Consider the following 23,698-nt stretch of genomic DNA (forward strand, 5'->3'; position numbering starts at 1 on the left):
ACTCAGGGCCTCCACTAAAGTAACAACCACTTCCCCCGTGACTCCTTACCGGGCACGCGGAGGCCGACAGACCAGGAGAGTCATGCACGAGATCCGTTACGTGGGCGACCCCGTCCTGCGCACCCCCGCCGAGCCGGTCGCCGACTTCGACCGGGAGCTGCGCCGCCTCATCGACGAGATGTTCTCGGTGATGTACATGGCCGACGGCGTGGGCCTCGCGGGTCCGCAGATCGGCGTCGGCCGACGGCTCTTCGTCTACGACATCAGCAACCGCAAGGGCCATGTGGTGAACCCCGAGCTCACGATCGACGACCCCGAGGAGGTCGTCGAGGAGGAGGGGTGCCTGTCCGTACCCGGCAGGGAGACCGGCAAGCCGCTGTACGCGCCGACCGCCCGGGCCGCCGGCGTCACTCTGCGCGGCTTCGACCGCCTCGGCCGGCCCGTGACGGTCAAGGCTCGCGGCATGCTCGCGCGCTGCTTCCAGCACGAGTTCGACCACCTGAACGGCACGCTGTACGTGGACAGGCTGCCCAAGGACGACCGCAGGAAGATCCTCCAGCAGACTCACTAGAACTGGATGGCCTTCGTCTCCAGGTACTCCTCCAGGCCGAGTTCGCCCAGCTCGCGGCCGAGGCCCGACTGCTTGTAGCCGCCGAACGGCGCGAGCGGGTTGAACCGGCCGCCGTTGACCGCCACCTGACCGGTCCTGAGCCGGCGCGCCACGCCGAGCGCCCGCTCCTCGGTGCCCGCCCACACCGCCCCGGCCAGGCCGTACGGCGTGCCGTTGGCGATCTGGACGGCCTCGTCCTCTGAGCCGAAGGGCACGATCGACAGGACGGGCCCGAAGATCTCCTCCTGCTCGATGGTCATGCCGGGCGCCACCCCGGCGAAGATCGTGGGCTCGACGTAGTAACCGCGTTCGTGGGGCGCGTCCGTGCCGCCGAGCACGAGGCGGGCCCCCTCTTCCTGGCCCCTGTTGATGTAGCGGATCACCCGGTCGCGCTGTGCGGCGGACACGAGCGGCCCGAGGCGGGTGTCCTCCGCGAAGGGGTCGCCCACGGTGTACTTGCGCGCCGCCTCGACCGCGAGCCCCACCGCCTCGTCGTACTGGTCCCAGTGGACGAGCATCCGGGTCCAGGCGGAGCAGGTCTGACCCGAGTTGAGGAAGGCGTTGGCCACTCCGGCCTTGACCGCGGTCACCAGGTCGGCGTCGGGGAGGATGACGTTCGCGGACTTGCCGCCCAGTTCGAGGGCGACCCGCTTGACGGTCTCGGCGGCCAGTGCCGCGACGTGCCGGCCGGCTCGGGTGGAGCCGGTGAAGGAGATCATGTCGACGTCGGGGTGGGCGACGAGCGCCTCGCCGACGACAGGGCCGTGCCCGCTCACCATGTTGAAGACGCCGGGCGGCAGGCCGACCTCGTGGAAGATGTCGGCCAGCGCGTACGCCGCGAGCGGGGCCACCTCGCTCGGCTTCAGCACGACCGTGCACCCGGCCGCGAGCGCGGGGGCGACCTTGCAGATCACCTGGTGCAGCGGATAGTTCCAGGGCGTGATCGCGCCCACGACGCCCGCGGGCTCCCTGACGATCAGCGAGTTGCCGATCCTGTCCCGGTCGAAGGCGTAGCTCTCGGCGAGCTGCGCGTAGGTCGCGAGCACGCCCGCGGGCATCAGCGTCTGCACCTGCAACGCGATGGGGTACGGCGCGCCCATGTCGGTGGCGATCGTCGTGGCCACCTGTTCGGCCCGTTCCTTGAGCAGCTCGGCGGCCGCCGCGAGGATCTTGCCGCGGTCGGCGGGAGCCGTACCGGACCAGGAGGGGAACGCGGCGTGGGCGGCGGCCACCGCCGACTCGACATCAGCGGGCGAACCGGCGGGAACGCGGTCGACGACCTCCTCGGTGGCGGGGTTGATCACATCGACCCCCTCACCCGAGGTGGACGAAAGCCAGGCTCCGTTCACATATAGCTGACGCATGAACCTCATCCTTGCGCGAGAACTGTCAGGTGGTGAGGGTGCGCCCCCGGCGCGGCGTCCAGGTTAACCCGGAAGGCCAACAGAGCCTGACAAAGGCATCAAAATCCGCATTACCCCGAAATGTAAGGTCAGTCGAAGATCGGGTCGCGGGTGCGGGACCGCTTGAGCTCGAAGAAGCCGTCCGTGCTCGCGACGAGCAGGACGCCGTCCCACAGGCGGGCCGCGTCGGCGCCGCGCGGGATCGGCGAGATGACCGGGCCGAAGAACGCCACGCCCTCGACCGCGATGATCGGCGTGCCGACCTCCTCGCCGACCAGCTCGATGCCCTCGTTGTGGGAGGCGCGGATCGCGTCGTCGAACTCCTCGGACTCCGCGGCTCGGACGAGCTCCGGGTGGAGTCCGGCGGCCGTGAGCGCCTCCTCGAACGTCTCCGTCCACGTCTCCGGCCGCTTGCGCCTGCCCTCGTTGTGGAACCGGGTGCCGAGCTCGGTGTAAAGGGCGCCCAAGACCTCGTCGCCGTACTTCGCCTCCGCCGCGGCCAGCACCCGCACCGGCTCCATCGCCCTACTGAGCTTGTCCCGGTACTCCTGCGGGATGTCCTTGCCCTCGTTGAGCACGGCGAGGCTCATGATCCGCCAGCGCGTCCGCACCGGGCGCTCCTTCTCGACCTCCACCATCCAGCGGGAGGTGATCCAGGCCCACGGGCAGAAGGGGTCGAACCAGAAGTCGACGATCTTGGTTTCAGACATGAAGGCGCCTCTCAATGGGCAATGTGGTTGCATCGGTCCGTAACCGGAAACCGGATCTCGCTATTCCGCCGGCCGAATTGAGGGCGATTTTCGTCGTCAGGGCATGGCAGGATCAGGTCATCCCCCCGCGAAGGCGCGGCGGGACGTGTGATGAGGAGCGGATGTGGCAGGCAATCTGACCCGTGACGAGGCCCGGGAGCGCGCCCGGCTGCTGACCGTCCAGTCCTATGCGGTCGAGCTGGACCTCACAGAGGGCGAAGACCGGTTCGAGAGCATCACGACGGTCCACTTCACGTCCAGCCGGCCAGGGGCGGACACCTTCATCGACCTGCACGGCGCGCACGTCAGGTCGGCCCAGCTGAACGGCGCGGCACTCGACGTCAGCACCTACGACGCGGAGAAGGGCCGCCTCCCGCTGCCCGGCCTGGCCGAGCACAACGAGCTGCGCATCGACGCCGACTGCACCTACATGCGCACCGGCGAGGGCCTGCACCGTTTCGTCGACCCGGTGGACCAGAAGGTCTACATGCACAGCCAGTTCGAGACGGCCGACGCCCACCGGATGTACGCCTGCTTCGACCAGCCCGACCTGAAGGCGACCTTCGAGCTCACCGTGCTCGCTCCCGCCGACTGGGAGATCGTGTCCAACGCCGCCCCCGACTCCGTCGAGGAGCTGGAGGAGCACGCGGGCCGGCACGGCGTGCTGCAGGCGGCCAGGCGCTGGCACTTCCCCGCCACGCCGGTCATGTCGACCTACATCACGGCCCTGATCGCCGGGCCGTACGCCGTGGTCCGGGACGAGCACGACGGCATCCCGCTGGGCCTCTACGTGCGCCAGTCGCTGGCCGAGTTCCTCGACGCGGACAACCTCTTCGAGGTCACCAAGCAGGGCTTCGACTTCTTCCACCGCGTCTTCGGCCTGCGCTACCCCTTCGGCAAGTACGACCAGCTGTTCGTGCCGGAGTTCAACGCGGGCGCGATGGAGAACGCCGGCGCGGTCACCTTCCTGGAGGACTACGTCTTCCGCTCCAGGGTCACCGACGCCATGGTGGAGCGCCGCGCCGAGACGATCCTGCACGAGATGGCGCACATGTGGTTCGGCGACCTGGTCACCATGCGCTGGTGGGACGACCTCTGGCTGAACGAGTCGTTCGCCACCTACATGTCGGTCCTGTGCCAGGCCGAGGCCACCCGCTGGGGCCAGGGCGCGTGGACCACCTTCGCCAACGTCGAGAAGGCCTGGGCGTACCGGCAGGACCAGCTCCCGTCGACGCACCCGATCGCCGCCGACATCCCCGACATGCAGGCCGTCGAGGTCAACTTCGACGGCATCACGTACGCCAAGGGCGCCTCGGTGCTCAAGCAGCTCGTGGCCTACGTCGGCCTGGACAACTTCCTCGCCGGGGTCCGCGACTACTTCAACGAGCACGCCTGGGGCAACACCACCCTGCAGGACCTGCTGTCGGCCCTGGAGCGCACCTCCGGCCGCGACCTGTCCTCCTGGTCGAAGGAGTGGCTGGAGACCTCCTGGGTCAACACGCTGCGCCCGTCCTTCACCACCGACGACGAGGGCCGGTTCCTCACGTTCGACGTGCTGCAGGAGGCGCCGCAGGAGCACCCCACGCTCCGCTCGCACCGGGTCGCGATCGGCCTCTACTCCATGGCCGACGGCGTGCTCACCCGGACCAAGCGGGTCGAGCTCGACGTCGTGGGCGCCCGCACGGCCGTCGCCGAGCTGGTCGGCGAGGTGCGGCCTGACCTGGTCCTCGTCAACGACGACGACCTGACCTACGCCAAGATCCGGCTCGACGAGGGGTCGCTTTCGACCCTCATCAACGGCGGCATCACCGCGTTCGCCGACTCGTTGCCCCGCGCGCTCTGCTGGTCGGCCACCTGGGACATGACCCGGGACGCCGAGATGGCCACCCGCGACTACGTCAAGCTGGTCGTCTCCGGCATCGACTCGGTGAAGGACATCACGGTCGTGCAGGCCGTGCTGCGCCAGGCCCGCCTCGCCGTGCAGCAGTACGCCGACCCCGCCTGGATCGAGCAGGGCATGGCCGAGCTGGCCGCGGCCCTGCGCCGTCTGATCGCCTCGGCCGCGCCCGGCTCCGACCACCAGCTCGCCTACGTCAACGCGTTCACCACGGTGGCCGTCTCCGCCGAGGACCTGGCGTTCGTCAAGGGCATCCTCGACGGCACCGCCACGCCGGAGGGGCTCGCGGTCGACGCCGACCTGCGCTGGACGCTGACGCAGTCCCTGGTCTCCGGCGGCGTGCTCGACGCCGTGGACATCGACGCCGAGCTCCAGCGGGACGCCACGGCGAAGGGCGAGCGCTCGGCCGCGATGTGCCGGGCGTCGATCCCCACGCCGGAGGCCAAGGCCGAGACCTGGGCGGCCATCACCGGCGGCACGCTGAGCGGCGCGGTGCTGCGCTCCACGATCGCCGGATTCATGGACCCGGCCCACGTCGAGCTGCTCGAGCCGTACGGCGAGAAGTACCTCGAGGAGGTCGGCCGCATCTGGAAGACCTGGACGTCCGACAGCGCCCAAAACTTCGCGATCGGCTGCTACCCGGCCATGCTGATCAGGCCGGAGACCGTGGCGCGGACCGAGGACTACATCTCCTCGACGCAGCCTCCGCACGCCCTGCGCCGGCTGGTCCTCGAAGGCGCGGACGGCATCAGCCGGGCGCTGCGCGCCCGCGAGAAGGACGCCTCCGCCTCCTGATCCCGGATTCGTCAGCTGGTTCTACGGGAAGGCCCCGGCCCCGCGCCGGGGCCTTCCCATGTGCGCACCCCATGTGCGCACCTCGTGTGCGCCTCCCACGCGCGCACCCGATGAGCGGGTGAAAGCGTCGCGCAAGCGCGGCGCAAGGCCCCGAGGGTGACATTGCGGTGTCGAGCCGTTTACAGCGCGGCGCGCCGCGTCTACCGTGTGCCCGACCCCGAGGAGGCCCCCCGTGATCACGCTCATCGTCGCCGTCGTCGCCGTGCTGCTCGCCTTCGCCGCCGTGTCGCTCTACAACGGCCTGGTCCGCAAGCGTGGGGCGGTGGACAACGCGTGGGCCCAGGTCGACGTACAGCTCAAGCGCCGGCACGACCTGATCCCCAACCTCGTCGAGACCGTCAAGGGATACGCCTCGCACGAACGGCAGGCCCTGGAAGCAGTCGTCGCCGCGCGTTCGCAGGCGGTCAACGCCCAGACGCCTCGTGACCAGGCGGCGGCGGAGAACGCGCTCTCCGGCGCGTTGAAGAGCCTGTTCGCGCTGGCGGAGGCCTATCCCGATCTCAAGGCCAGCCGGAACTTCTCCGAGCTCCAGGAGGAGCTGTCGGCCACCGAGAACCGCATCGCGTACTCCCGGCAGTACTACAACGACGCGGTCCTCACCTACAACAACGCGATCCAGACGGTGCCGGCCAACATCATCGCGGGCATGACCGGCTTCGCCGCCCGCGAGTACTTCCAGGCTCCCGGCGAGGAGCGCGGCCCAGTACAGGTGCGGTTCTAGCCATGCTCGCCTGGCTGGCCGCCGCGGCGGCCGTCGCGCTCTGGCTGCTGCTTCTGGCGGCGCTCGCCGTCGCCACCCGCAATCCGGACGTCGTTCCGGTGCCGCCGACCGACGAACTGGCCGCGCACTCCCCCGCGATCGTCGATCTGATCACGGGACACTGGCGGCTGTGCGACGAGGCCACCTCGGCCACGCTGCTCGACCTCGCCGCCAGGGGCGCCGTGCGGATCGAGGAGATCGGCCCCGAACTGTCCCTCGTACGGCTGCGCCGCGACCCCGGCGACCTGAAGCCGTACGAGCGGCTCGTCTACGACCACGTCCGGTCGCTCGCCGTGGACGGCGTGGTGGCGACCGGCGCGCTCGCCGAGGGGTCACGGAACCTCGACCGGTGGTGGAAGAGCTTCCGCAAGAAGGTCATCGCGGAGGCCAGGGCCCAGGGTCTGTCCCAGCCACGGTGGAGCAGGGCCCACGCCGTGCTGCTCACCGCGGCGGCGGCCATACCCGCACTGGCGGTCGCCGTCGCCATGACGCTGAGCGACGAGAAGCACGACGGCGGCCTGGGCGCGGGAGTCGTGACCTTCGGCGTGCTCGTGATGCTGATGGGCCGGCTCAACGGCGAGCGCGGCACGCGGCGCGGCGCCGAGGCCGCGGGGCAGTGGCTGGGGGTGCGCGAGCACCTGGCCGGCACCGGCAGGTTCGCCGAGCAGCCCGCCGCGTCCGTCACGATCTGGGGCCGGCACCTGGCCTACGCGGCGGCGCTCGGCCTCGCGCCGCGTGCGGTGACCAGCCTCCCTGTCAGCGTCCCCGCGGACGACCGGCGGGCCTGGTCCGACTACGGCGGCATGTGGCACGTGGTGAACGTCCGCTATCCCCGGCGCCTGCTGTGGGCCAGGGAGCCGCTGCCGATGCTGTTCTACGCCCTGGTCGCGGGATTCTTCACGGGTTTCTGGACCTGGATCGTGCTGCTGGTCCTGTCGGCCGTCGATTTGTGGCCGGACGCGCTGGTCTACCCCGGCGCCCTCGCGCTCGGGGCCGCCGCGGCGGGCGTGCCGCTGGTCTACGCGATCATCGACCTGAGCGGCAAGGCCGGGGTCGAGGGCCAGATCGTCCGGCTCCGCCGGTTCCAGGTCGGCAAGAAGGGCGACGACGACCCCAAGTACGCCTACTGGTGCGCGATCGACGAGGGCCGGGCCCGCGAGGTGAAGGCGTACGGCATCGGCGCCGACATGTGGAGCTCCCTATCCGAGGGCCAGAGGGTGCGCGCCCATGTCGGCAGGAAGCTCGGCTGGATCGACGCGATCGAGGTCGTCGGGCGGTCCCGGCTCCAGGGGGCGGCGACGTACGACGACACCGGCGAGCAACGGATCGACGCCCCGGAGAACCTCGGCGAGATCCGGATCTTCGACACCCGTCAGGAGTGACGGCGGGCCGTGAGAGGGTGTTCCGATGAAGTCGGCCAGGGACCTGTTGATCGCGCTCGCGCAGCGGTATTCGTTCGGTGACGTGGGAGCCCTCGCTCCCGAGGTCCTCGGTCAGGGGGAGCTCACCGACGCGGTCGCCTCGGTGTGCGAGTTCGGTCAGCGGCTGCTCACCCTGGACGCGGAGGACTTCGCCGACGACAACGACGCCCGGAGTGTCCCCGCCGACCTGCGCCGCCGTGCCAGGGCCTGCCACATGCCGCAGACGCCCCGTGAGCAGCCCCGCGGCGCCCTGGAGTCGCTGCGGCCCTCGTACGCACTGCTCCTCGAGGTGATCGAGATCCGCTGGAGGCGGCGCGAGCTCAGCGCCATGATCTCGGCGGTCCACATCGCCAGCGAGTACCTCCCGCTGCTCGCCTTCGAGCCCGCCCTCGGTCACGCGGGCGACCCCGTGCTCTGGCCTGAGGGGTTGCGTGCCACAGGCAGCAGGTTCGGATCGATCGGTGACCGGGAGTGCGACCACACCAGGTCGGAGCAGTCGGCGGCCGAGCGGACGCTCCGCGTGGCGATCGAACCCGGCCCGGGCTGGCGCGCCTACTTCGACCGCCAGCACAGCCAGGTCGCCGGCGCCCTCGCCACCTGCGTGGCCCGGTGCCGCACCCCCTGCACGGCCATGGACTGGGCGCCCGATCGGGACGATCTCGCGCTTCGCGCCCGCGTCGCGCTGGCGTTCGCCGAGACCCCGCTCGTGCGGCTGCGCCACGCCGCCCCGGTCGGCCACGGGTTCGGCGTGCCGTCCCCGGAGGAGGTCCAGGAGGCCTGGCAGCGCAGCCGCTCGGTGCTGGACAAGAACGAGGTCGCCCACCGGGCCACCGAGGACGACGGTTTCGCCCTGCCCGGCCTGCCCAGCCTGTTCTCCGCGGTCGCGGCCTCGCCAGTACGGCCGGCCACCCTGCTGGCCGACGTGTCCGCCCATCTGGTGAGGCTGCTGTGAGGAGGGCTAGCCGCGCGTGGCGCACTCGGCCAGGGCGCTGATGCCGGTGACCAGGCCGCCGGTCAGGTCGCCCGCGGCGAAGGCGCCCGCCATGGAAACCGCCACCAACTGGCACGCACCGTCCGTGATGAACCTCCTGGCCCGCTCTCCCGTCACGATCTCCAGGGCCCGGCCGTCCACATCCACCATGATCAGCACGGCGTCGTCGGCGACCGCTCCCAGCGCGGCGTGGAGCCGTTCGGCGAACTCCCGTCGCGCGCCTTCCGCCCGTCCGACGTAGACGGCGAAGCGCAGGTGGGTGCGGGCTTCGGCCGCCTTCAGGGCGGCCCGGATGTCGTCGTTCTGCAGTGGGGTCAGCGCGCGCACGGCCATCACCACCCGGCGGAGGCGCCACCGGTGCGGGCGCGCGGCTCGGCGTCCCTGGCCAGGGCGGTCCACTGAACGTCGGTGTACGGCAGCCAGTGCGGCGGCCGTCCGGTGAGCACGAGGACGGAGGTGTCGGCGCCGTGCTCGCTCCGGCCGGGCCCGCCGAACCAGACCACCCCTTCCGAGACGGTCTGGCTCTTGGCCGGGCGCCCGAGCGCGAGGACGAGCACGGTGATCAGCAGGAACAGCCCCGCCGACACCCCGATCAGGAATCCGGCGATCTGGAGCTCACTGTGCACCTCATCAACGTAACTCCGCACGTGAGAGCCGGTCGAGCCGCCCCGGCGTGTCACCAGACCGGCGGGCGGCGCTCCCCCCAGAAGCCGCCGACCGACGCCTCGACCTGGGCCGAGAGCGAGATGAGCGTCCCCTCGTCGCCGAACCTCCCGGCCAGCATGACGCCGATCGGCAGGCCGTCCGGCGTCCAGTGGAGCGGCAGGTTGACCGCCGGCTGCCCGCTGATGTTGTACGTGGCCGCGAATGGCGCGAAGCGCTTCATCCGCTCGAAGGTCTCCTCCGGCGTGTCGACGTCTTCGAACCAGCCGACCGGGACCGGCGGCCGGGTGACGGTGGGCGTCAGCACGGCGTCGTACTCGTCGGTGACGAGCAGCGCGAACCGGGTGGCGAGTTGGAGCGCGGACTGCGCCTTGAGGAAGTCGGGGGCGGCGGTCGCGAACCCGCGTTCCCGCAGCCACGCCGTGAGCGGGCGCAGCCGGGACTCCATGCCCTCGGCCACCGGGTGCATGCAGGCGAAGGTGAACCACAGTTTCACGAACTCCGGCACCACGTCGGCGCCGAACGGCGGCGCGATCTCCACCACCTCGTGCCCCAGTGACTCCAGCAGCGCCGACGCGCTCTCGTACGCGGCCAGCACCTCCGGGTGCACGTCCGCGTCGGGGACGACCGGCGTGGCGTACCTCGCGATCCGCAGGCGGCCCGGGTCCACCCCGACATAGGCCGAGAAGGAACCGCGCTCCGGCGGCGGCGCCCAGTACAGGTCGCCGGGATTGTTGTGGGCCATCACGTCGAGCAGCGCCGCCGCGTCGGCGACGTTCCGCGTGATGGGGCCGTTGGTGGACAGACCCGCGAGGTCGGGGACGATCGGCGCGAACGAGATGCGGCCCCGGGTCGGCTTGATGCCGTACAGGCCGCACACCGAGGCGGGGATGCGGATGGAGCCCGCCCCGTCGCTGCCCTGCGCCGCCGGGGCGAGACCGGCCGCGACCGCGGCGGCCGCTCCCCCGCTCGACCCTCCCGCCGACCGCGACAGATCCCATGGCGTACGCGCCGGCGGGCCGACGGCGGTCTCCGTGTAGCAGGGCAGCCCGAACTCGGGCGTGCTCGTCTTGCCGAGCATGATCGTGCCGGCCGCGCGCAGCCGCTCGACGACGCTGTCGTCCACGGGGGCCGTGAAGCCCTCATACGTGGCGGAGCCGAAGAAGATCGGCACGTCCTTCACCAGGTTGAGGTCCTTGATGGGGATCGGCACGCCGAGGAACGGGGGCGGGTCGGTGGACTCCAGGACGCGTGCCTCGTGCTTGCGCGCCTCATCCAGAGCCCGGTCCGCGGTGAGGGTGACGAAGGCACCCACCTCGCCGTCCAGCCGATCGGCTCGCTCCAGATAGTGCTCGGTGATCTCGACCGGCGACAGTTCTCGGTTTCGTACGGCTGCCGCCTGCTCCAACGCAGTAAGATCGTGAATGTGGGCCACTACCGAACGGTAGGCCCGCGGCGCGAAGATATCTAGAGACGATACCCATCTATCGGGCCCGGCAATCCGATGAAGCCCGCCACAAAAGTATGAACCCCCCAACACTAGGCAACTCGCCGAGAGCTCAACTACCGTGAGTGATGTGGATACCGGTCTAGCGCCAGAAGACGGTCACGATACGTCACCGATCTGGGTGAGTGACCAGTCGTCAGAGCGACCCTCGACGCAGGCTGAAGCGCCTGCGTCCACATATGCCCCGGTGGAGCGGGCCTCGCTGAAGAGTCTCGTCCGGCGGCCTGAGTACCACCACCTGCGGCGACGCGCTCTGATCGCCCTCGCCGCCGGCGTGATCGTCGGGTTCCTGCTCGGCGGCTGGCGGATCGGGCTGACCGCCGCCATCGTCGCGGCCATCGCCGACACCGTCTACCGCGCGCGGAGCGTGTCCTCCGTGCCGGCGTGGCGGCGCCCCTCCGCGGCGGAGCGGCGCACCGAGTCCCAGCTGAAGCGGTTGGAGCGCAGCGGTTTCCGCACGCTGCACGCCCGCGCCGTCCCCGGCAGCGACGCCCAGATCGACCATCTCGTGATCGGCCCCACCGGGGTGTACGCCGTCGACTCCGAGAAGTGGGACAGGCGGCTGCCGGTGCGGGTGCAGTCGCACCGCAAGCTGTTCCACGGACCGTTCAACCAGAAGCCGCGTCTCGACGAGGCACGCTGGGAGGCCTCCCAGGCCAGCGAGCTGATCGGCAAGGCGCTCGGCCGTGAGATCCACGTGGTCCCGTCACTGGCGATCTACGGGCCGTCTATCCCGTGGCGGATCCTGAACGTGCGCGAGGTGGACGTCTTCTCCGGCAGCCTCGTCCGCAAGTGGATCACCAAGCGGGAGCGGTCGCTCACCACGGCGGAGATCGAGTCCATCTACCGTGCGGCGGAGCGCGTCCTGCCCGCCCGCTACCCCGAGAGCTGAGGGTCCGTTTCCTATGGCGACGGCCGTACCATTTGAGGACTCACTGTCTTCGATGGGAGCGACGTCATGCCAGCCCTCAGGTCGCGTACGGTCACACACGGCAGAAACATGGTCGGTGCCCGGGCCCTGCTCCGGGCGACCGGCGTAGCCGGGAGTGACTTCGGGAAGCCCATCGTGGCGGTGGCCAACAGCTTCACCCAGTTCGTTCCGGGTCACGTCCACCTCCGCGAGGTCGGCGACGTCGTCGCCGCCGCGGTGCGTGAGGCCGGGGCCATCCCGCGCGAATTCAACACGATCGCGGTCGACGACGGCATCGCGATGGGCCACGGCGGCATGCTCTACTCCCTGCCCTCGCGCGAGCTCATCGCCGACGCGGTCGAGTACATGGTCAACGCCCACTGCGCGGACGCGCTGATCTGCGTCTCCAACTGCGACAAGATCACCCCGGGCATGCTGCTGGCCGCCTTCCGGCTCAACATCCCGACGGTGTTCGTCTCCGGCGGCCCCATGGAGGCGGGCAAGACGCCCGGCCGCAAGCTCGACCTCATCGACCCGATGATCGCCGCAGCCGACGACAGCGTGAGCGACCAGGCCCTCCTGGAGATGGAGGAGAACGCCTGCCCGACCTGCGGTTCCTGCAGCGGCATGTTCACCGCCAACTCGATGAACTGCCTCACCGAGGCGATCGGCCTGGCCCTGCCCGGCAACGGCACGACCCTGGCCACGCACAAGGCGCGCAAGGCCCTGTTCGAGCAGGCCGGCCGCACGGTCGTCGAGATCGCCCGGCGTTACTACGAGCTGGACGACGAGTCGGTGCTGCCGCGGAGCATCGCCACCCGCGAGGCGTTCGAGAACGCCATGGCGCTCGACGTCGCCATGGGCGGCTCCACCAACACGATCCTCCACCTGCTCGCCGCCGCGCGCGAGGCCGGCGTCGACTTCGGCCTCAAGGAGATCAACGAGCTCTCCCTGCGGGTGCCCTGCCTGTGCAAGGTCGCTCCCGCGACGGCCAAGTACCACGTCGAGGACGTGCACCGCGCCGGCGGCATCCCCGGCATCCTGGGCGAGCTCGACCGGGCCGGGCTGCTGCACCGCGACGTGCCCAGCGTCCACGCCTCCTCGCTCGGCGAGTACCTCTCCGCCTGGGACCCCAAGTCGCCGGAAGTCCGCGACGAGGCGATCGAGCTCTGGCACGCCGCACCGGGCAACGTCCGCACGGTCAAGGCGTACTCGCAGGACGCCCGGTGGGACTCGCTCGACCTCGACCGGTCGGAGGGCTGCATCCGCGACGCCGAGCACGCCTACACCAAGGACGGCGGCCTGGCCGTGCTGTACGGCAACATCGCCCCCGACGGCTGCATCGTGAAGACGGCGGGCGTGGACGAGTCGATCTGGAAGTTCTCCGGCCCCGCCGTGGTGTTCGAGTCGCAGGAGGAGGCAGTCGACGGCATCCTCTCCGGCAAGGTCACGGCCGGTGACGTGGTCGTCATCCGGTACGAAGGCCCCAAGGGCGGTCCGGGCATGCAGGAGATGCTTTACCCCACGAGCTTCCTCAAGGGCAAGGGCCTCGGCAAGGCGTGCGCGCTGGTCACCGACGGGCGCTTCTCCGGCGGCACGTCCGGCCTGTCGATCGGCCACGCCTCCCCCGAGGCGGCCGAGGGCGGCATCATCGCCCTGGTCGAGAACGGCGACCTCGTCGAGATCGACATTCCCGGCCGGTCCATCGAGCTGAAGGTGGCCGAGGCCGACCTCGCGGCCCGCCGCGAGAAGCTGCTCGCCGAGCTCGGCGGTTACCGTCCGCGCGACCGCAACCGGCCGGTGTCGGCGGCGCTCCAGGCGTACGCGGCCCTGACCACCTCCGCCTCGACGGGGGCCTCCAGGGACATCTCGCAGCTCTCGCGTTAGTCGGTCTTCCGTCATACGGAGGGGATCGGGGCGGCCGCCCCGGTCCCCTCCGGCCGTTTCAGGGCGCTTCGGGGACGGGCTCGCTGAGAGGGGACAATCACCTCTCCGCCGACCACGCGTTCGAAAAAATGTCAGTCGGGGGAGGTAAAATTATGGTATGGCCAACGTCATTAGGAACACCCTGACGACCGCTGAGCTCGCCGCACTGGCCCTGTCCCTGGCCCACCTCGGGACCGGCCCGCAGTCCGTCACCGCCCGCCGCGGGCTGCGCCACGCCTTCCAGCACCTCGACCTGAACGACGACGTCACCGCCACCACCCTGACCACGCTGACCACGCCGCTCCCCACCGACGTCGCCCGGCGCGCCAGGGTGATCGCCAACGCGATCACCGCCCGGCTGGTGCTCCAGATCCAGTACCGCGACGCCACCGGCCGGATGACCACCCGGAACGTCGAGCCGGTCACCTTCATGGCCCACCGCGACCACTGGTACCTCGTGGGCTGGTGCCGGACGCGGAGCGGGATCCGGGCGTTCCGGCTCGACCGCGTCGCCGCGGTGGAGCCCACCGACCTGCCGGCCCGCCCGCACCTTCCCGAGCGCTATCTGCCGTTCCAGCGCCGCAAGGCGGCGTAGCGCCCCTCGCCGCTCTACCCCGCCGGTCAGCCGCCGCGCCGGTCAGCCGCAGCAACCGCCGCCGCAGCACCCGCCGCCGCCACCGCTGGGACGCGGGGCGGCGGCGCCGCCCGTGACGGCCACGGTGGAGAGCAGCTTCACCGTGTCGTCGTGTCCGGAGGGGCAGGTGGCCGGCGCGTTGGCCTCGGCCATGGACCGGTTCAGCTCGAAGGTCGATCCGCAGGAGCGGCAGCGGTAGTCATAACGAGGCATGTCCGTAGCGTACGGCCTCGATCAGGCGGCGGCGTCGCGCCGGGTCGGGTCGGCGCACAGACCGAGCGCACAGACCGAGCGCACAGACCGAGCGCACAGACCGAGCGCACAGACAGACCGGGGCCGTCAGTGGAAGCGGATGGCGACGTAGTCGGCCACGGGCTCGAAGCCCAGCGCCTGGTAGACGGAGTTGGAGCGCGCATTGGCCAGATCGGTGAACAGCAGCACCTCGGTGGCTCCCTCGTCCAGCGCCTTGCGGGTGACGGCGTGCGTCACGGCCGAGCCGTACCCGCTGCGGCGGAACGCGGGCGGCGTGTAGACCGGCCCCACCCGTGACATGCCGGCGATGGGCACCGAGACTCCGGCGAGTGCGACGGGACGGCCGCCGTCCTCCCACCACACGAGCTCGTTCCTGTTGATCCTGGCCGAGACCACGGGCGTCGGATCGGTGGCCACGTCCACATCCGCCTCTACCTGGTACTCCCGGAGCCACTGGACGGCCAGCGGCGCGTCCCCGGCGACGGCCGTACGGGCCGAGCCGGGGACGGTGGGCGGGACCAGGGAGCCGAGCCGGTAGAGGCGTTCGGAACTGCGGTCCCGCTCCGGTTCCCACCAGGCGCGGGCGAACGCCTCCGCCTGCTCGACGGGGCCCCTGACACCCGGCAGCGACCTGTCGAGGGCGATCAGCTCACTCACCAGAGAGGGCATGGCGTGCAGGGGAACGACGCCGAGCAGCAGAGGATAGGGGGCGGTGTGGATCATCGCCCCCACCACTGAACCACCCTCGGTGAACCACCCCATGAGGGGATCCTCAGAGAACTGGCCACTCCGTACGCTCCGGAGCACGGTCAGCACGGCGGTGTTGCGCACCGGATCGCGCAGCAGCCAGGCCTCGGCCGCCTCCGCGTACACCTCCGCGTCGGCGCTGAACGTCCACGTCGGGTCGTCGGTCATCCGGATCCGGTGTCAGGCGGCGGATTCGGCGAGGTACGGCGCCCACTGCGGATCACCGTCGAACTGCGCTCCGATGAGCCGCCAGTGGGCGTCCCGTGGCACCACCGGGGCGACGCGGAGCGTCCACCCCAGGTCCTCCAGCAACCTGTCCGCCTTGCGATGGTTGCACGGCATGCAGGAGGCGACGCAGTTCTCCCACGTGTGGGGACCTCCCTTGGAACGCGGGATGACGTGGTCGATGGTCTCCGCCCGCTGACCGCAGTACGCGCACCGGAAGTCGTCCCGCCGCATGAGCGCGGCCCGGGTGAGCGGGATGCGCGACCGGTAGGGGATGCGGACATAGCACCTCAGCCGGATCACGGACGGCACGTCGAGCGTGCGGGTAGCCGAGCGGAGCACGGCGCCCCGGCCGTCCCGGTGCACGACCTCCGCCTTGTCCCGCAGGATCAGGATGACCGCCCGGTGCAGGGACAGCGTGGTGAGCGGCTCGTAGGTGGCGTTGAGAAGGAGTACTTGGCGCATCAGCCGACCTCCGCCGCCATCTCGTGAGCTTGGACGAGATGGCGCGCTCGCACAGCTGTGCGCCCTGGTTGTGGTCCCGTCGGTTGGGACCCGGGTGCTTCCGTCACAGCGACCTCCGCCGGACGGTCCAGCGGATGGTCACCACGGCACCGCCCTCCACCAGTGTGGCCTTTGCTGCGACCCATCCGCCACCCCATAAAGCGCGAGCGAGGTTCACGATTGGGACGCCTGTGCTGTTTATCCCCTTTCGAGGCTCTTTTTACTCCCCGTCGGCGGCACGTTCCTGTCGGTGATCTGCTTTAAAGTGCGAGACATGACCCGACTGCCGTACCCACCCGCACAGCGCGCCGACATCGTCGATGACCTGCACGGAACCGCCGTCCCCGACCCCTACCGCTGGCTGGAGGACGTGGACGACCCGGCCACGAAGGAGTGGCTGGACGCGCAGGACGTCCTCTTCAAGAGCACGGAGCTTCCGGGCCGCGAGCGCTTCCGGGAGCGCGTCGCCGCGCTGCTGAAGTCCGGGTCCGTCGGGCCGCCCGCCTGGCGCGGCGAACGGCAGTTCTTCATGCGCCGCACGCCGGAGCAGGAGCACGCCGTCCTCTACGTCGCGGACGACCAGGGCGAGCGGGCGCTGCTCGATCCGATGGCGCTCGACGCGTCGGGGCTGACCACGCTGGACTCCTACCAGCCGGACAAGGAGGGCCTCCGTCTCGCCTACCAGATCTCGGTCGGGGGCGACGAGGAGTCGCGCCTCCACGTGATGGACGTCGCGACCGGCGCACTCATCGAGGGCCCGATCGACCGGTGCCGCTACTCCCCCATTGCGTGGCTGCCCGGCGGCGAGGCGTTCTACTACGTGCGCAAGCTCCCGCCGTCCGAGGTTCCGGAGGGTGAGGAGCAGTTCCACCGGCGCGTCTATCTGCACCGCGTGGGCACTCCGGCGGACGACGACGTGCTGATCTTCGGCGAGGGGCTGGAGAAGACGAACTACTACGGCGTCTCGGTCTCCCGTGACGGCCGCTGGCTGACGATCTCCGCCTCCCAGGGGACGGCCCCGCGCAACGACCTGTGGTTGGCGGACCTGACCGCCTCGCCGTGCGACGCGCCCGAGCTGGTCACCGTCCAGGAGGGCGTCGACGCCCAGACGGGTCTGCACTTCGGCCGCGACGGCCGGCTGTACGTCTTCACCGACCGTGACGCGCCGCGTTCCCGGGTCTGCGTGACCTCCCCCGAGACCCCGACGTACGAGCACTGGCGGGACCTCATCCCCGAGGACGCCGAGGCCGTTCTCACCGACTTCGCCATCCTCGACGACCTGGACGAGCCGGTCATGCTCGTCGGCTGGACCCGGCACGCCATCTCCGAGATCTCCATCCACTCGCTGGAGACGGGCGTGCGGATCGGCGAGGTGCCGACCCCGGGTCTCGGCTCCATCGGCGGCATCACCGAGCGCCCCGAGGGCGGCCATGAGGCGTGGTTCTCCTACACGGACAACACCACGCCGCCGAGCATCCGCCGCTTCGACGCGCGCACGGGCGAGACGACGCTCTGGGCGGCCTCGCCGGGGGCGGTGGAGGTGCCCTCGGTCAACACCGAGCAGGTGGTCTACCGCTCCAAGGACGGCACCGAGGTCCACATGCTGGTGATCTCCCGTGACGGCTCGGGCCCCCGGCCCACCATCCTGTACGGCTACGGCGGCTTCGGGATCCCCATGACCCCGGGCTACTCCGCGTCGATCCTGGCCTGGGTCGAGGCCGGCGGGGTCTACGCCATCGCCCAGTTGCGCGGCGGCGGCGAGCAGGGCGAGCAGTGGCACCGTGACGGCATGCTCGGCAACAAGCAGAACGTCTTCGACGACCTGCACGCCGCGGCCGAGCACCTGATCGCCACGGGCGTGACGACGTCCGACCGGCTCGGGATCTCCGGCGGCTCCAATGGCGGGCTCCTCGTCGGGGCGGCGCTCACCCAGCGGCCCGAGCTCTACGCCGCCGTCGTCTGCTCCGCACCGCTGCTGGACATGATCCGCTACGAGAAGTTCGGGCTCGGCGCCACCTGGAACGTCGAGTACGGCTCAGCCGATGTCCCCGAGGAGTTCGGCTGGCTCTGGGGTTACTCGCCGTATCACCACGTCCGCGAGGGCGTCTCCTACCCCGCGACGCTGTTCACGGTCTTCGGCTCCGACACCCGGGTCCACCCGCTGCACGCCTGGAAGATGGCGGCGGCCCTGCAGCACGCCCAGGCCGCAGGCCGCCCGATCCTGCTGCGCAACGAGAGCGAGGTCGGGCACGGCGCGCGGGCGGTGAGCCGGACCGTCGATCTCGCGGCGGAGCAGCTCGCCTTCCTGGCTCAGCACACCGGGCTCTCCTGACCGGCAGGTATGGCCGGGCCTGACCGAGCCCGGCCGTACCCCACGCCCCCGTGCCGACGGGGCGCGGACGTAGCGGTCGGGCCGGCCCCCTATCGGGGGAAGATGATGGTCTTGTGGCCGTCGAGCAGCACCCGATGCTCGGCGTGCCACCGGACCGCCCGGGCCAGCGCCTGGCGTTCGACATCCCGGCCGATCGCGGCGAGGTCCTCGGGCGAGTGGGTGTGGTTGACCCGCGCGACCTCCTGCTCGATGATCGGCCCCTCGTCCAGGTCACTCGTCACGTAGTGCGCGGTCGCGCCGATCAGCTTGACCCCGCGCGTGTAGGCCTGGTGGTACGGCTTGGCGCCCTTGAAAGACGGCAGGAACGAGTGGTGGATGTTGATCACCCGCCCGGCCAGCTTGGCGCACAGGTCTTCCGAGAGCACCTGCATGTACCGCGCGAGCACCACCAGATCGGCCTCGTAGTGCGCGACCAGGGTGAGGATCTCCGCCTCCTGCTGCCCCTTGGTCTCCGGCGTGACCGGCAGGTGGTGATAGTCGATCCCGTACGACTGGGTGAGCGGCCGCAGGTCGGGGTGGTTGGACGCCACAGCGACGATCTCGATGTCCAGCAGCCCGGAGCGCGTCCGGTAGAGCAGGTCGTTGAGGCAGTGGTCGAACTTGCTGACCAGCACCAGCACCCGCGGCTTGACCGCCTGGTCGAAGAGCTGGAGGTCCATGCCGAACTCCGGGGCCAGCTCGGCGAAGGCCGTACGCAGGTCGTCGAGCGGGAGACCACCGGTGAACTGGACGCGCATGAAGAAGCGTTTGGCGACGGGATCGCCGAACTGCTGGCTCTCCGTGATGTTGCAACCATGCCGGGCCAGCAGTCCCGAGACGGCGGCGACCACGCCGGGACGGTCCGGGCAGGAGAGGGTCAGCACATAGTCAGCAGTCATGCCTTGATCCTTGGGTCCTTTGGCGCTCTCGCCTCAAACTGAGGATGATACCGCCCCTCCGTCGAGGACTCAGTTGTCCACGTCGATGGTGGGGTCAAGTCGTCGCGCCTGTTCCAGATCGGCCTCCGCCTCGGCGAATCGACCCAGGTCACGCAGGGCGATGGCCCGGTTCGCGTACAGCGCGGCGTCCTCTCCCAGCTCGATGGCCCGCGTCAGGTCCGCCACGGCGCCGTCGAGGTCGCCGGTCCCGTAGCGCAGGATCGCCCGGTTCGCCCAGGCGCCGGCGAGGGCCGGATCCCTCGCGAGCGCCGCGTCGAACGCGGCGCGCGCCTCGGCGTGCCGCCCGGCCGCGGTCTCCAACTGGCCGAGCACGCCGTGCAGGTGCGGGTTGCCGGGATCGAGCTCCAGGCCCGCGTCGACGTCTCGCCGGGCCGCCTCGTGCTCGTCGAGCATCTCCAGGACGCCCGCGCGGTTCACGTAGGCGTCCAGGAAGGCCGGGTCCAGCTCCAGTACGTGGTCCAGGTCCGCCAGGGCGAGTTCCCTGTCGCCGGTGGCCAGGCGCAACTCGGCCCGGTTGTAGTACGCCTCCGGAAGGGGCGACCCGAGCCTGATCGCGGTCTCGTAGTCGGTGAGCGCGTCGTCCGGCCGACCCATGGCCAGGAGCAGGTTGCCGCGGTCGAGGTAGTTGTCGGGGAAGCCGGGGTCGATGGCGATGGCCCGGTCGAAGTCCCGCAGGGCGTCCGCGTTCCGGCCGGATCGCGCCAGGAGTTGCGCCCGGTTGCCGAACAGCACCATCCGGTGCAGGGGATGCGCGTCCGGAGGGAGATCCCGGTCGGCCAGCTCGATCGCCGACTCGACCAGGCGCAACGCCTCCTCGACCCTGCCCTGCCGCAGCTCGATCAACGCGCGGCCGTTCCGGTCGAAGCCGAGCTTGAAGGCACGCTCCCGGTGATCGGGCAGCAGCGTGGACACGGCGATCGCCTCGTTGATCCACCCCATGGCCCTGCCCAGGTCCCGTCGCGCGGGGTCGGGGTCACGCGCGTCCAGCATGGCCGTGCCGTACGCGGCCGCGGCGTGGACGGCGGGATCCACGCTGCCGCGCCGCGCGGACTCGTAGAGCTCGAACGCCTCGCCGCGGCGGCCGATCCCGGCCAGCGCGGTGGCCGTCCGGTGGATGAACCGCCACCAGAGATCCGATCCCGGCTCGGCCAGGCGGAGCCCGCGCAGGCCGAGCTCGGCCACAGCGTGCAGGAACCCCTCGCCGACACAGTGGTCCACCGCCGCCCACAACGCGGACAGCGCGGCGGCCTGATCGCCGCCCCGCTCCCGGTGATACGGCACCGCGCCCAGCAGGTGGTCGCCGGAGAGTTCGTCGGCCCTCCGGTCGTGTGCCCGGGCCCGCTCACCGGGCGGCAGCGCCAGATAGGCGGCATACGCCTCCGGATCATCCGTGGTGCCGTCGGAGGCGATGTAGTCGTCGATCGGCCCCTCCGCCGGAGACGCCGTGCCGAGGATGAAGCTCTCGCCACTCCACTCGCCGGGCGGCCCGGGCGCGGCGAGCGCCACGGTGAGACCGGGGACCCTGCGCATGAGGACGGCCAGCAGCTCGTGGTCGGTGGGGTCGGCCTCGTGCACGTTGTCGACGCGCAGCGCACGCCGCCCGTCCAGGCAGTCCCGGACGAACTCGGCGATGCCGTTGGCGACGCGCAGCGTCCGCCGAGGGGCGGGCACCAGGATGCGCTCGTCCTCGTGAAGGGAGGCCCAAAGGGGCTCCCCGCAGGCCGGAACGAGCCGCCGGAGATCGGGGGCGGCGGCCCGGATCTCGATGCCGTGCGCGGCGACGAGATCCGGAGAACGCTCCAGCGCGGCCGGGACGAGCGCGCGCAGCAGCATGCCACCGATGGTGTAGGGACCGCGCAGCCGTCGATGCCCGTTGATCAGGGGCGCCACAGGAGGTGGTAGCTCCAGGGCGTGGAGGGCGGCCAGGCGATCACGGGAAAGTCTCCCCCGGACCCAGATATGGCGAGAATTCCGCCGAGGGCTCCCCGTCACCCTTTGTGAATCACGCTCGACGTTCCGGTGAGCCGCACCGTGCCGGGCTTGCGGATAATGATCTTTTTCATCGTGCCTCTTTTCCGTGACAAGGAACAAGTATTGGCACAAAACGGTAATCCGCAAGCCCCGGCAGGGTGGCTTTATCTGATTAGCTGCGGCAAAACTACGGGAGTAAGGTATTTCTCTCCATATAGCACCACACTGCCGCCGCGAACTTCGCGCCGAATCTCGCGCCAGCCGTACTTCCGGTAGAGCTCGACGGCGGCCCCCTGTTGCAGGGTGGTGTCCCCGCGCAGGACGCGGTAGCCGAGCTCGCGGGCGCGTTCCTCCAGTCGTTCCAGGATCATCGCGCCGTATCCGCGACGCTGGAACTCCGGATGGACCCGGAGCCGGCACATCTCGGCGGTCTCGTCGTCGATGCGGCGCAGGCCGCCCATCGCGACGATCCGTCCACCGGACTCCTCGCCGACCAGGAAGTCACCCCGGTCGGCGATGTACACCGAGTGGATCCGCGGGAAATCGTCGTCGTAGTAAACGCCGTCGCCTGGCATGAGGCCGACCTGGGCGAGGCCGATCTGGTGTAACGCCCAGACCTCGTCGAGGTCGGACCAGCGGTAGCGGCGGATTCGGAGCCTTTCCGTCACGTCTGCTGCCTGTCCTGCTCGGCGGTCGCGGCGTCCGAGCCCATGGTGTCCAGCGGGGCGGGCAGGAGGCATTCGCGGTAGGACGCCAGCGCGGGTGTCTCGCCGTGCTTGGACTGGACCGCCTTGAGCAGGTCGTACGCGGGGCGCATGAGCAGCTCGGTGCGGTATTCCTGTTCGATCACCTCGATGGCCTTGCGCCCCATGTCGAGCGCCTCCTCGACCTCGCCCTCGATCAGGCGGCACTGGGCCCGGTCGAACCGGATCAGGGTCTGGTCGAGCAGGTCCTCACCGGAGTATTTGCCGAGGGCCTGCTCCAGGATGAGGTCGGCCTCCAGCGTCTGCCCCAGCTTGACCAGGACGTCGCCCTGGTAGAAGTAGAGCTGGCGCTCGGTGTATCCGAAGGCCGGGTCCTCCTGGTCGTTGCTGCTCATCTCGGCGAAGGCCGTTCTGGCCCGGGAGAGCGCCCGTTTGGCCTGGTCGACCACGTCCTTCTTCGCGCCCGTGTTGCCGGCCAGCATGGCCAGGGCCCTGGCCTCGACGACCGGCGCCATGGTCCTGGCGGCGCAGGGCGTCTGCCCGGCCATGTCACGGCTCTTCTTGGCCAGCGTGAGCGCCTCACGCGGGTCGCCGTAATAGAGCGGGACCAGCGCCTCGCGAGCGGTCACCCAGGCGCGCAGCGCGCGGTCGCCCGTCTCGTCGGCGGCGGTGCGGCCGGTGCGGAAGAACGACCGGGCCATGCGGTGGTCGCCCAGGTCGATCATGATCATGCCGCAGAGCCCGGAGAGCTGCGCCGTCATGCGGCAGAGCCGTTCCTGGATGTCGACCGGCTGCCGCCGCTCCATCGCCTTGCGCACCGTGGAGAACTCCAGCAGCACGTCGCAAAGTAGGCGTAACGGCGGGGTGTTCATGTACTGCCTGCCGAACCCGGTGGTCGTCCCCTCCCACTGGTCCAGCATGGTCGGCGAGACGGTGGCCGAGGCCATCGTCTCGTCCATGTGCCGTCGTATGTTCTCCACCGCACCGAGCACGTGGCCGTCCAGGGCCACGCCGGTGCCGGCGAGGAGCTTCAGCAGCGTCCTCCGTAGCACGTTCTCGTCCTCCTCGCCCCCGTCCGCGGAAGGGCTGCCGCCGTCCGGCTGTATCCACAGCTCACGCACATTGGGGGAAGTGTCAGGTATTCCCTCTTCGAAGTCGCAGCCGCGGACAGTGCCGGGCATACCGTGGCCGTGGCCACAGATGCACGGGCCCCCGTAACCGAGAGCGGCCGGTTCCACCCGGTAGACAGAGCACAGGTAATGGAGGTACTCCGGGCCGGGTTTCTTCAGCCCCGACTCGTAGGCGGACAGAAGCGTCTCGCCGATCCCCGGGACGGCCTTGCCATCCCGTTCGAAGAGCGCCCGTACCTGCTCGATCACATCCGCGAGTGCGATGCCGTTCGACAGGCGGTGCGCTTTGATCTTGGTCGTGCCGAACTTCGGTCCACATGCCAGATGGATCTCGTCGGCGATCAGAGCCAGGCCTCGCCCGGCGGCCAGGCCTCGTGCCCGGACCTGCCGCGCGATCTCCGTCTCCCTGTGTTGCCTGCCGGACATTCCGGCCCCTCTCTCGCGGTCCGCACATCGCCGATCGCGTGTCCCGAAGGGTCCTCATCTGCTGACGCAGCGTAACGTCTCTG

21 protein-coding genes are annotated in these 23,698 nt (G+C 70.4%); 9 read left to right on the forward strand and 12 right to left on the reverse strand.

What is annotated here, in order from left to right:
• The first annotated feature begins 82 nt into the window (after positions 1 to 82).
• Positions 83 to 571, forward strand: coding sequence for a peptide deformylase (def, locus tag QSK17_RS24500; protein WP_285707555.1), 489 nt, complete (start codon positions 83 to 85; stop codon positions 569 to 571).
• Here the strand turns inward: def and QSK17_RS24505 are convergent.
• Positions 568 to 1,974 (reverse strand): aldehyde dehydrogenase family protein, encoded by a 1,407-nt coding sequence (locus tag QSK17_RS24505; protein ID WP_285707557.1) that lies wholly within the window; start codon positions 1,972 to 1,974, stop codon positions 568 to 570. The two genes, def and QSK17_RS24505, sit on opposite strands and share 4 nt — an antisense overlap.
• 128 nt (positions 1,975 to 2,102) lie before the next feature.
• A complete protein-coding gene (locus QSK17_RS24510; RefSeq protein ID WP_285707559.1) occupies positions 2,103 to 2,723 on the reverse strand; it encodes a mycothiol-dependent nitroreductase Rv2466c family protein in 621 nt (206 codons plus the stop codon).
• 163 nt (positions 2,724 to 2,886) lie between these two features.
• Here QSK17_RS24510 and pepN point away from each other — a divergent pair, with 163 nt between their 5' ends.
• The 4 genes from pepN (at position 2,887) to QSK17_RS24530 (ending at position 8,647) form a co-directional block, all read left to right on the forward strand.
• A complete protein-coding gene (gene pepN, locus QSK17_RS24515) occupies positions 2,887 to 5,454 on the forward strand; it encodes an aminopeptidase N (protein ID WP_285707561.1) in 2,568 nt (855 codons plus the stop codon).
• Positions 5,455 to 5,686: 232 nt separating this feature from the next.
• Positions 5,687 to 6,235, forward strand: a complete 549-nt coding sequence (locus QSK17_RS24520; RefSeq protein ID WP_285707563.1) for a LemA family protein — start codon at positions 5,687 to 5,689, stop codon at positions 6,233 to 6,235.
• Between the two features lie 2 nt (positions 6,236 to 6,237).
• On the forward strand, positions 6,238 to 7,656 hold the full coding sequence (locus QSK17_RS24525) for a DUF2207 family protein (RefSeq protein ID WP_285707565.1): 1,419 nt from the start codon (positions 6,238 to 6,240) through the stop codon (positions 7,654 to 7,656).
• Between the two features lie 25 nt (positions 7,657 to 7,681).
• On the forward strand, positions 7,682 to 8,647 hold the full coding sequence (locus QSK17_RS24530; RefSeq protein WP_285707567.1) for a hypothetical protein: 966 nt from the start codon (positions 7,682 to 7,684) through the stop codon (positions 8,645 to 8,647).
• A gap of 6 nt (positions 8,648 to 8,653) precedes the next feature.
• On the opposite strand, the gene QSK17_RS24535 is transcribed toward QSK17_RS24530, so the two are convergent.
• Genes QSK17_RS24535 through QSK17_RS24545 form a run of 3 tightly spaced genes read right to left on the reverse strand, consistent with a single transcriptional unit; the run spans position 8,654 to position 10,784 of the window.
• The gene (locus QSK17_RS24535) at positions 8,654 to 9,013 is read right to left on the reverse strand and encodes a TPM domain-containing protein (RefSeq protein WP_285707568.1); all 360 of its coding nucleotides are present in this window, start codon (positions 9,011 to 9,013) and stop codon (positions 8,654 to 8,656) included.
• Positions 9,014 to 9,018: 5 nt separating this feature from the next.
• Positions 9,019 to 9,312 carry a hypothetical protein gene (locus QSK17_RS24540; protein WP_285707570.1) on the reverse strand — a complete coding sequence of 98 codons (294 nt, stop codon included), beginning with the start codon at positions 9,310 to 9,312 and terminating at the stop codon, positions 9,019 to 9,021.
• Between the two features lie 50 nt (positions 9,313 to 9,362).
• Positions 9,363 to 10,784 carry an amidase gene (locus QSK17_RS24545; protein WP_285707572.1) on the reverse strand — a complete coding sequence of 474 codons (1,422 nt, stop codon included), beginning with the start codon at positions 10,782 to 10,784 and terminating at the stop codon, positions 9,363 to 9,365.
• A gap of 259 nt (positions 10,785 to 11,043) precedes the next feature.
• On the opposite strand from QSK17_RS24545, the gene QSK17_RS24550 reads away from it, so the two are divergent.
• The 3 genes from QSK17_RS24550 to QSK17_RS24560 all read left to right on the forward strand — a co-directional run bounded on the left by QSK17_RS24550 (position 11,044) and on the right by QSK17_RS24560 (position 14,287).
• Complete coding sequence (locus QSK17_RS24550; RefSeq protein WP_285707574.1) at positions 11,044 to 11,748, forward strand: nuclease-related domain-containing protein; 705 nt, start codon at positions 11,044 to 11,046, stop codon at positions 11,746 to 11,748.
• Positions 11,749 to 11,814: 66 nt separating this feature from the next.
• On the forward strand, positions 11,815 to 13,653 hold the full coding sequence (ilvD, locus tag QSK17_RS24555; RefSeq protein WP_285707575.1) for a dihydroxy-acid dehydratase: 1,839 nt from the start codon (positions 11,815 to 11,817) through the stop codon (positions 13,651 to 13,653).
• A gap of 157 nt (positions 13,654 to 13,810) precedes the next feature.
• Positions 13,811 to 14,287 carry a helix-turn-helix transcriptional regulator gene (locus QSK17_RS24560; RefSeq protein ID WP_285707576.1) on the forward strand — a complete coding sequence of 159 codons (477 nt, stop codon included), beginning with the start codon at positions 13,811 to 13,813 and terminating at the stop codon, positions 14,285 to 14,287.
• Positions 14,288 to 14,329: 42 nt separating this feature from the next.
• On the opposite strand, the gene QSK17_RS24565 is transcribed toward QSK17_RS24560, so the two are convergent.
• The 3 genes from QSK17_RS24565 to QSK17_RS24575 all read right to left on the reverse strand — a co-directional run bounded on the left by QSK17_RS24565 (position 14,330) and on the right by QSK17_RS24575 (position 16,015).
• Positions 14,330 to 14,539, reverse strand: coding sequence for an FmdB family zinc ribbon protein (locus QSK17_RS24565; protein WP_084259568.1), 210 nt, complete (start codon positions 14,537 to 14,539; stop codon positions 14,330 to 14,332).
• Positions 14,540 to 14,665: 126 nt separating this feature from the next.
• A complete protein-coding gene (locus QSK17_RS24570) occupies positions 14,666 to 15,493 on the reverse strand; it encodes a GNAT family N-acetyltransferase (RefSeq protein ID WP_285707577.1) in 828 nt (275 codons plus the stop codon).
• A gap of 12 nt (positions 15,494 to 15,505) precedes the next feature.
• Positions 15,506 to 16,015 (reverse strand): HNH endonuclease, encoded by a 510-nt coding sequence (locus QSK17_RS24575; RefSeq protein WP_285707578.1) that lies wholly within the window; start codon positions 16,013 to 16,015, stop codon positions 15,506 to 15,508.
• A 313-nt stretch (positions 16,016 to 16,328) separates the two neighbouring features.
• Here QSK17_RS24575 and QSK17_RS24580 point away from each other — a divergent pair, with 313 nt between their 5' ends.
• Positions 16,329 to 18,386 carry a prolyl oligopeptidase family serine peptidase gene (locus QSK17_RS24580; protein WP_285707579.1) on the forward strand — a complete coding sequence of 686 codons (2,058 nt, stop codon included), beginning with the start codon at positions 16,329 to 16,331 and terminating at the stop codon, positions 18,384 to 18,386.
• A gap of 89 nt (positions 18,387 to 18,475) precedes the next feature.
• Here the strand turns inward: QSK17_RS24580 and purU are convergent, their stop codons facing one another.
• From purU to QSK17_RS24600, 4 genes are all read right to left on the reverse strand, one after another.
• Positions 18,476 to 19,324, reverse strand: a complete 849-nt coding sequence (gene purU, locus QSK17_RS24585; RefSeq protein ID WP_285707580.1) for a formyltetrahydrofolate deformylase — start codon at positions 19,322 to 19,324, stop codon at positions 18,476 to 18,478.
• A 69-nt stretch (positions 19,325 to 19,393) separates the two neighbouring features.
• Positions 19,394 to 21,274 (reverse strand): tetratricopeptide repeat protein, encoded by a 1,881-nt coding sequence (locus QSK17_RS24590; RefSeq protein WP_285707581.1) that lies wholly within the window; start codon positions 21,272 to 21,274, stop codon positions 19,394 to 19,396.
• Positions 21,275 to 21,519: 245 nt separating this feature from the next.
• Positions 21,520 to 22,023, reverse strand: a complete 504-nt coding sequence (locus QSK17_RS24595) for a GNAT family N-acetyltransferase (protein ID WP_285707582.1) — start codon at positions 22,021 to 22,023, stop codon at positions 21,520 to 21,522.
• Positions 22,020 to 23,615: an NsdA family TPR-like regulatory protein gene (locus QSK17_RS24600; RefSeq protein WP_285707583.1), complete on the reverse strand. Its 1,596-nt coding sequence runs from the start codon at positions 23,613 to 23,615 to the stop codon at positions 22,020 to 22,022. The genes QSK17_RS24595 and QSK17_RS24600 overlap by 4 nt, the downstream gene beginning before the upstream one ends.
• Positions 23,616 to 23,698 lie beyond the last annotated feature (83 nt).

The sequence above is a fragment of the Microtetraspora sp. NBRC 16547 genome, assembly GCF_030268965.1.
Classification (GTDB): Bacteria; Actinomycetota; Actinomycetes; order Streptosporangiales; family Streptosporangiaceae; genus Microtetraspora.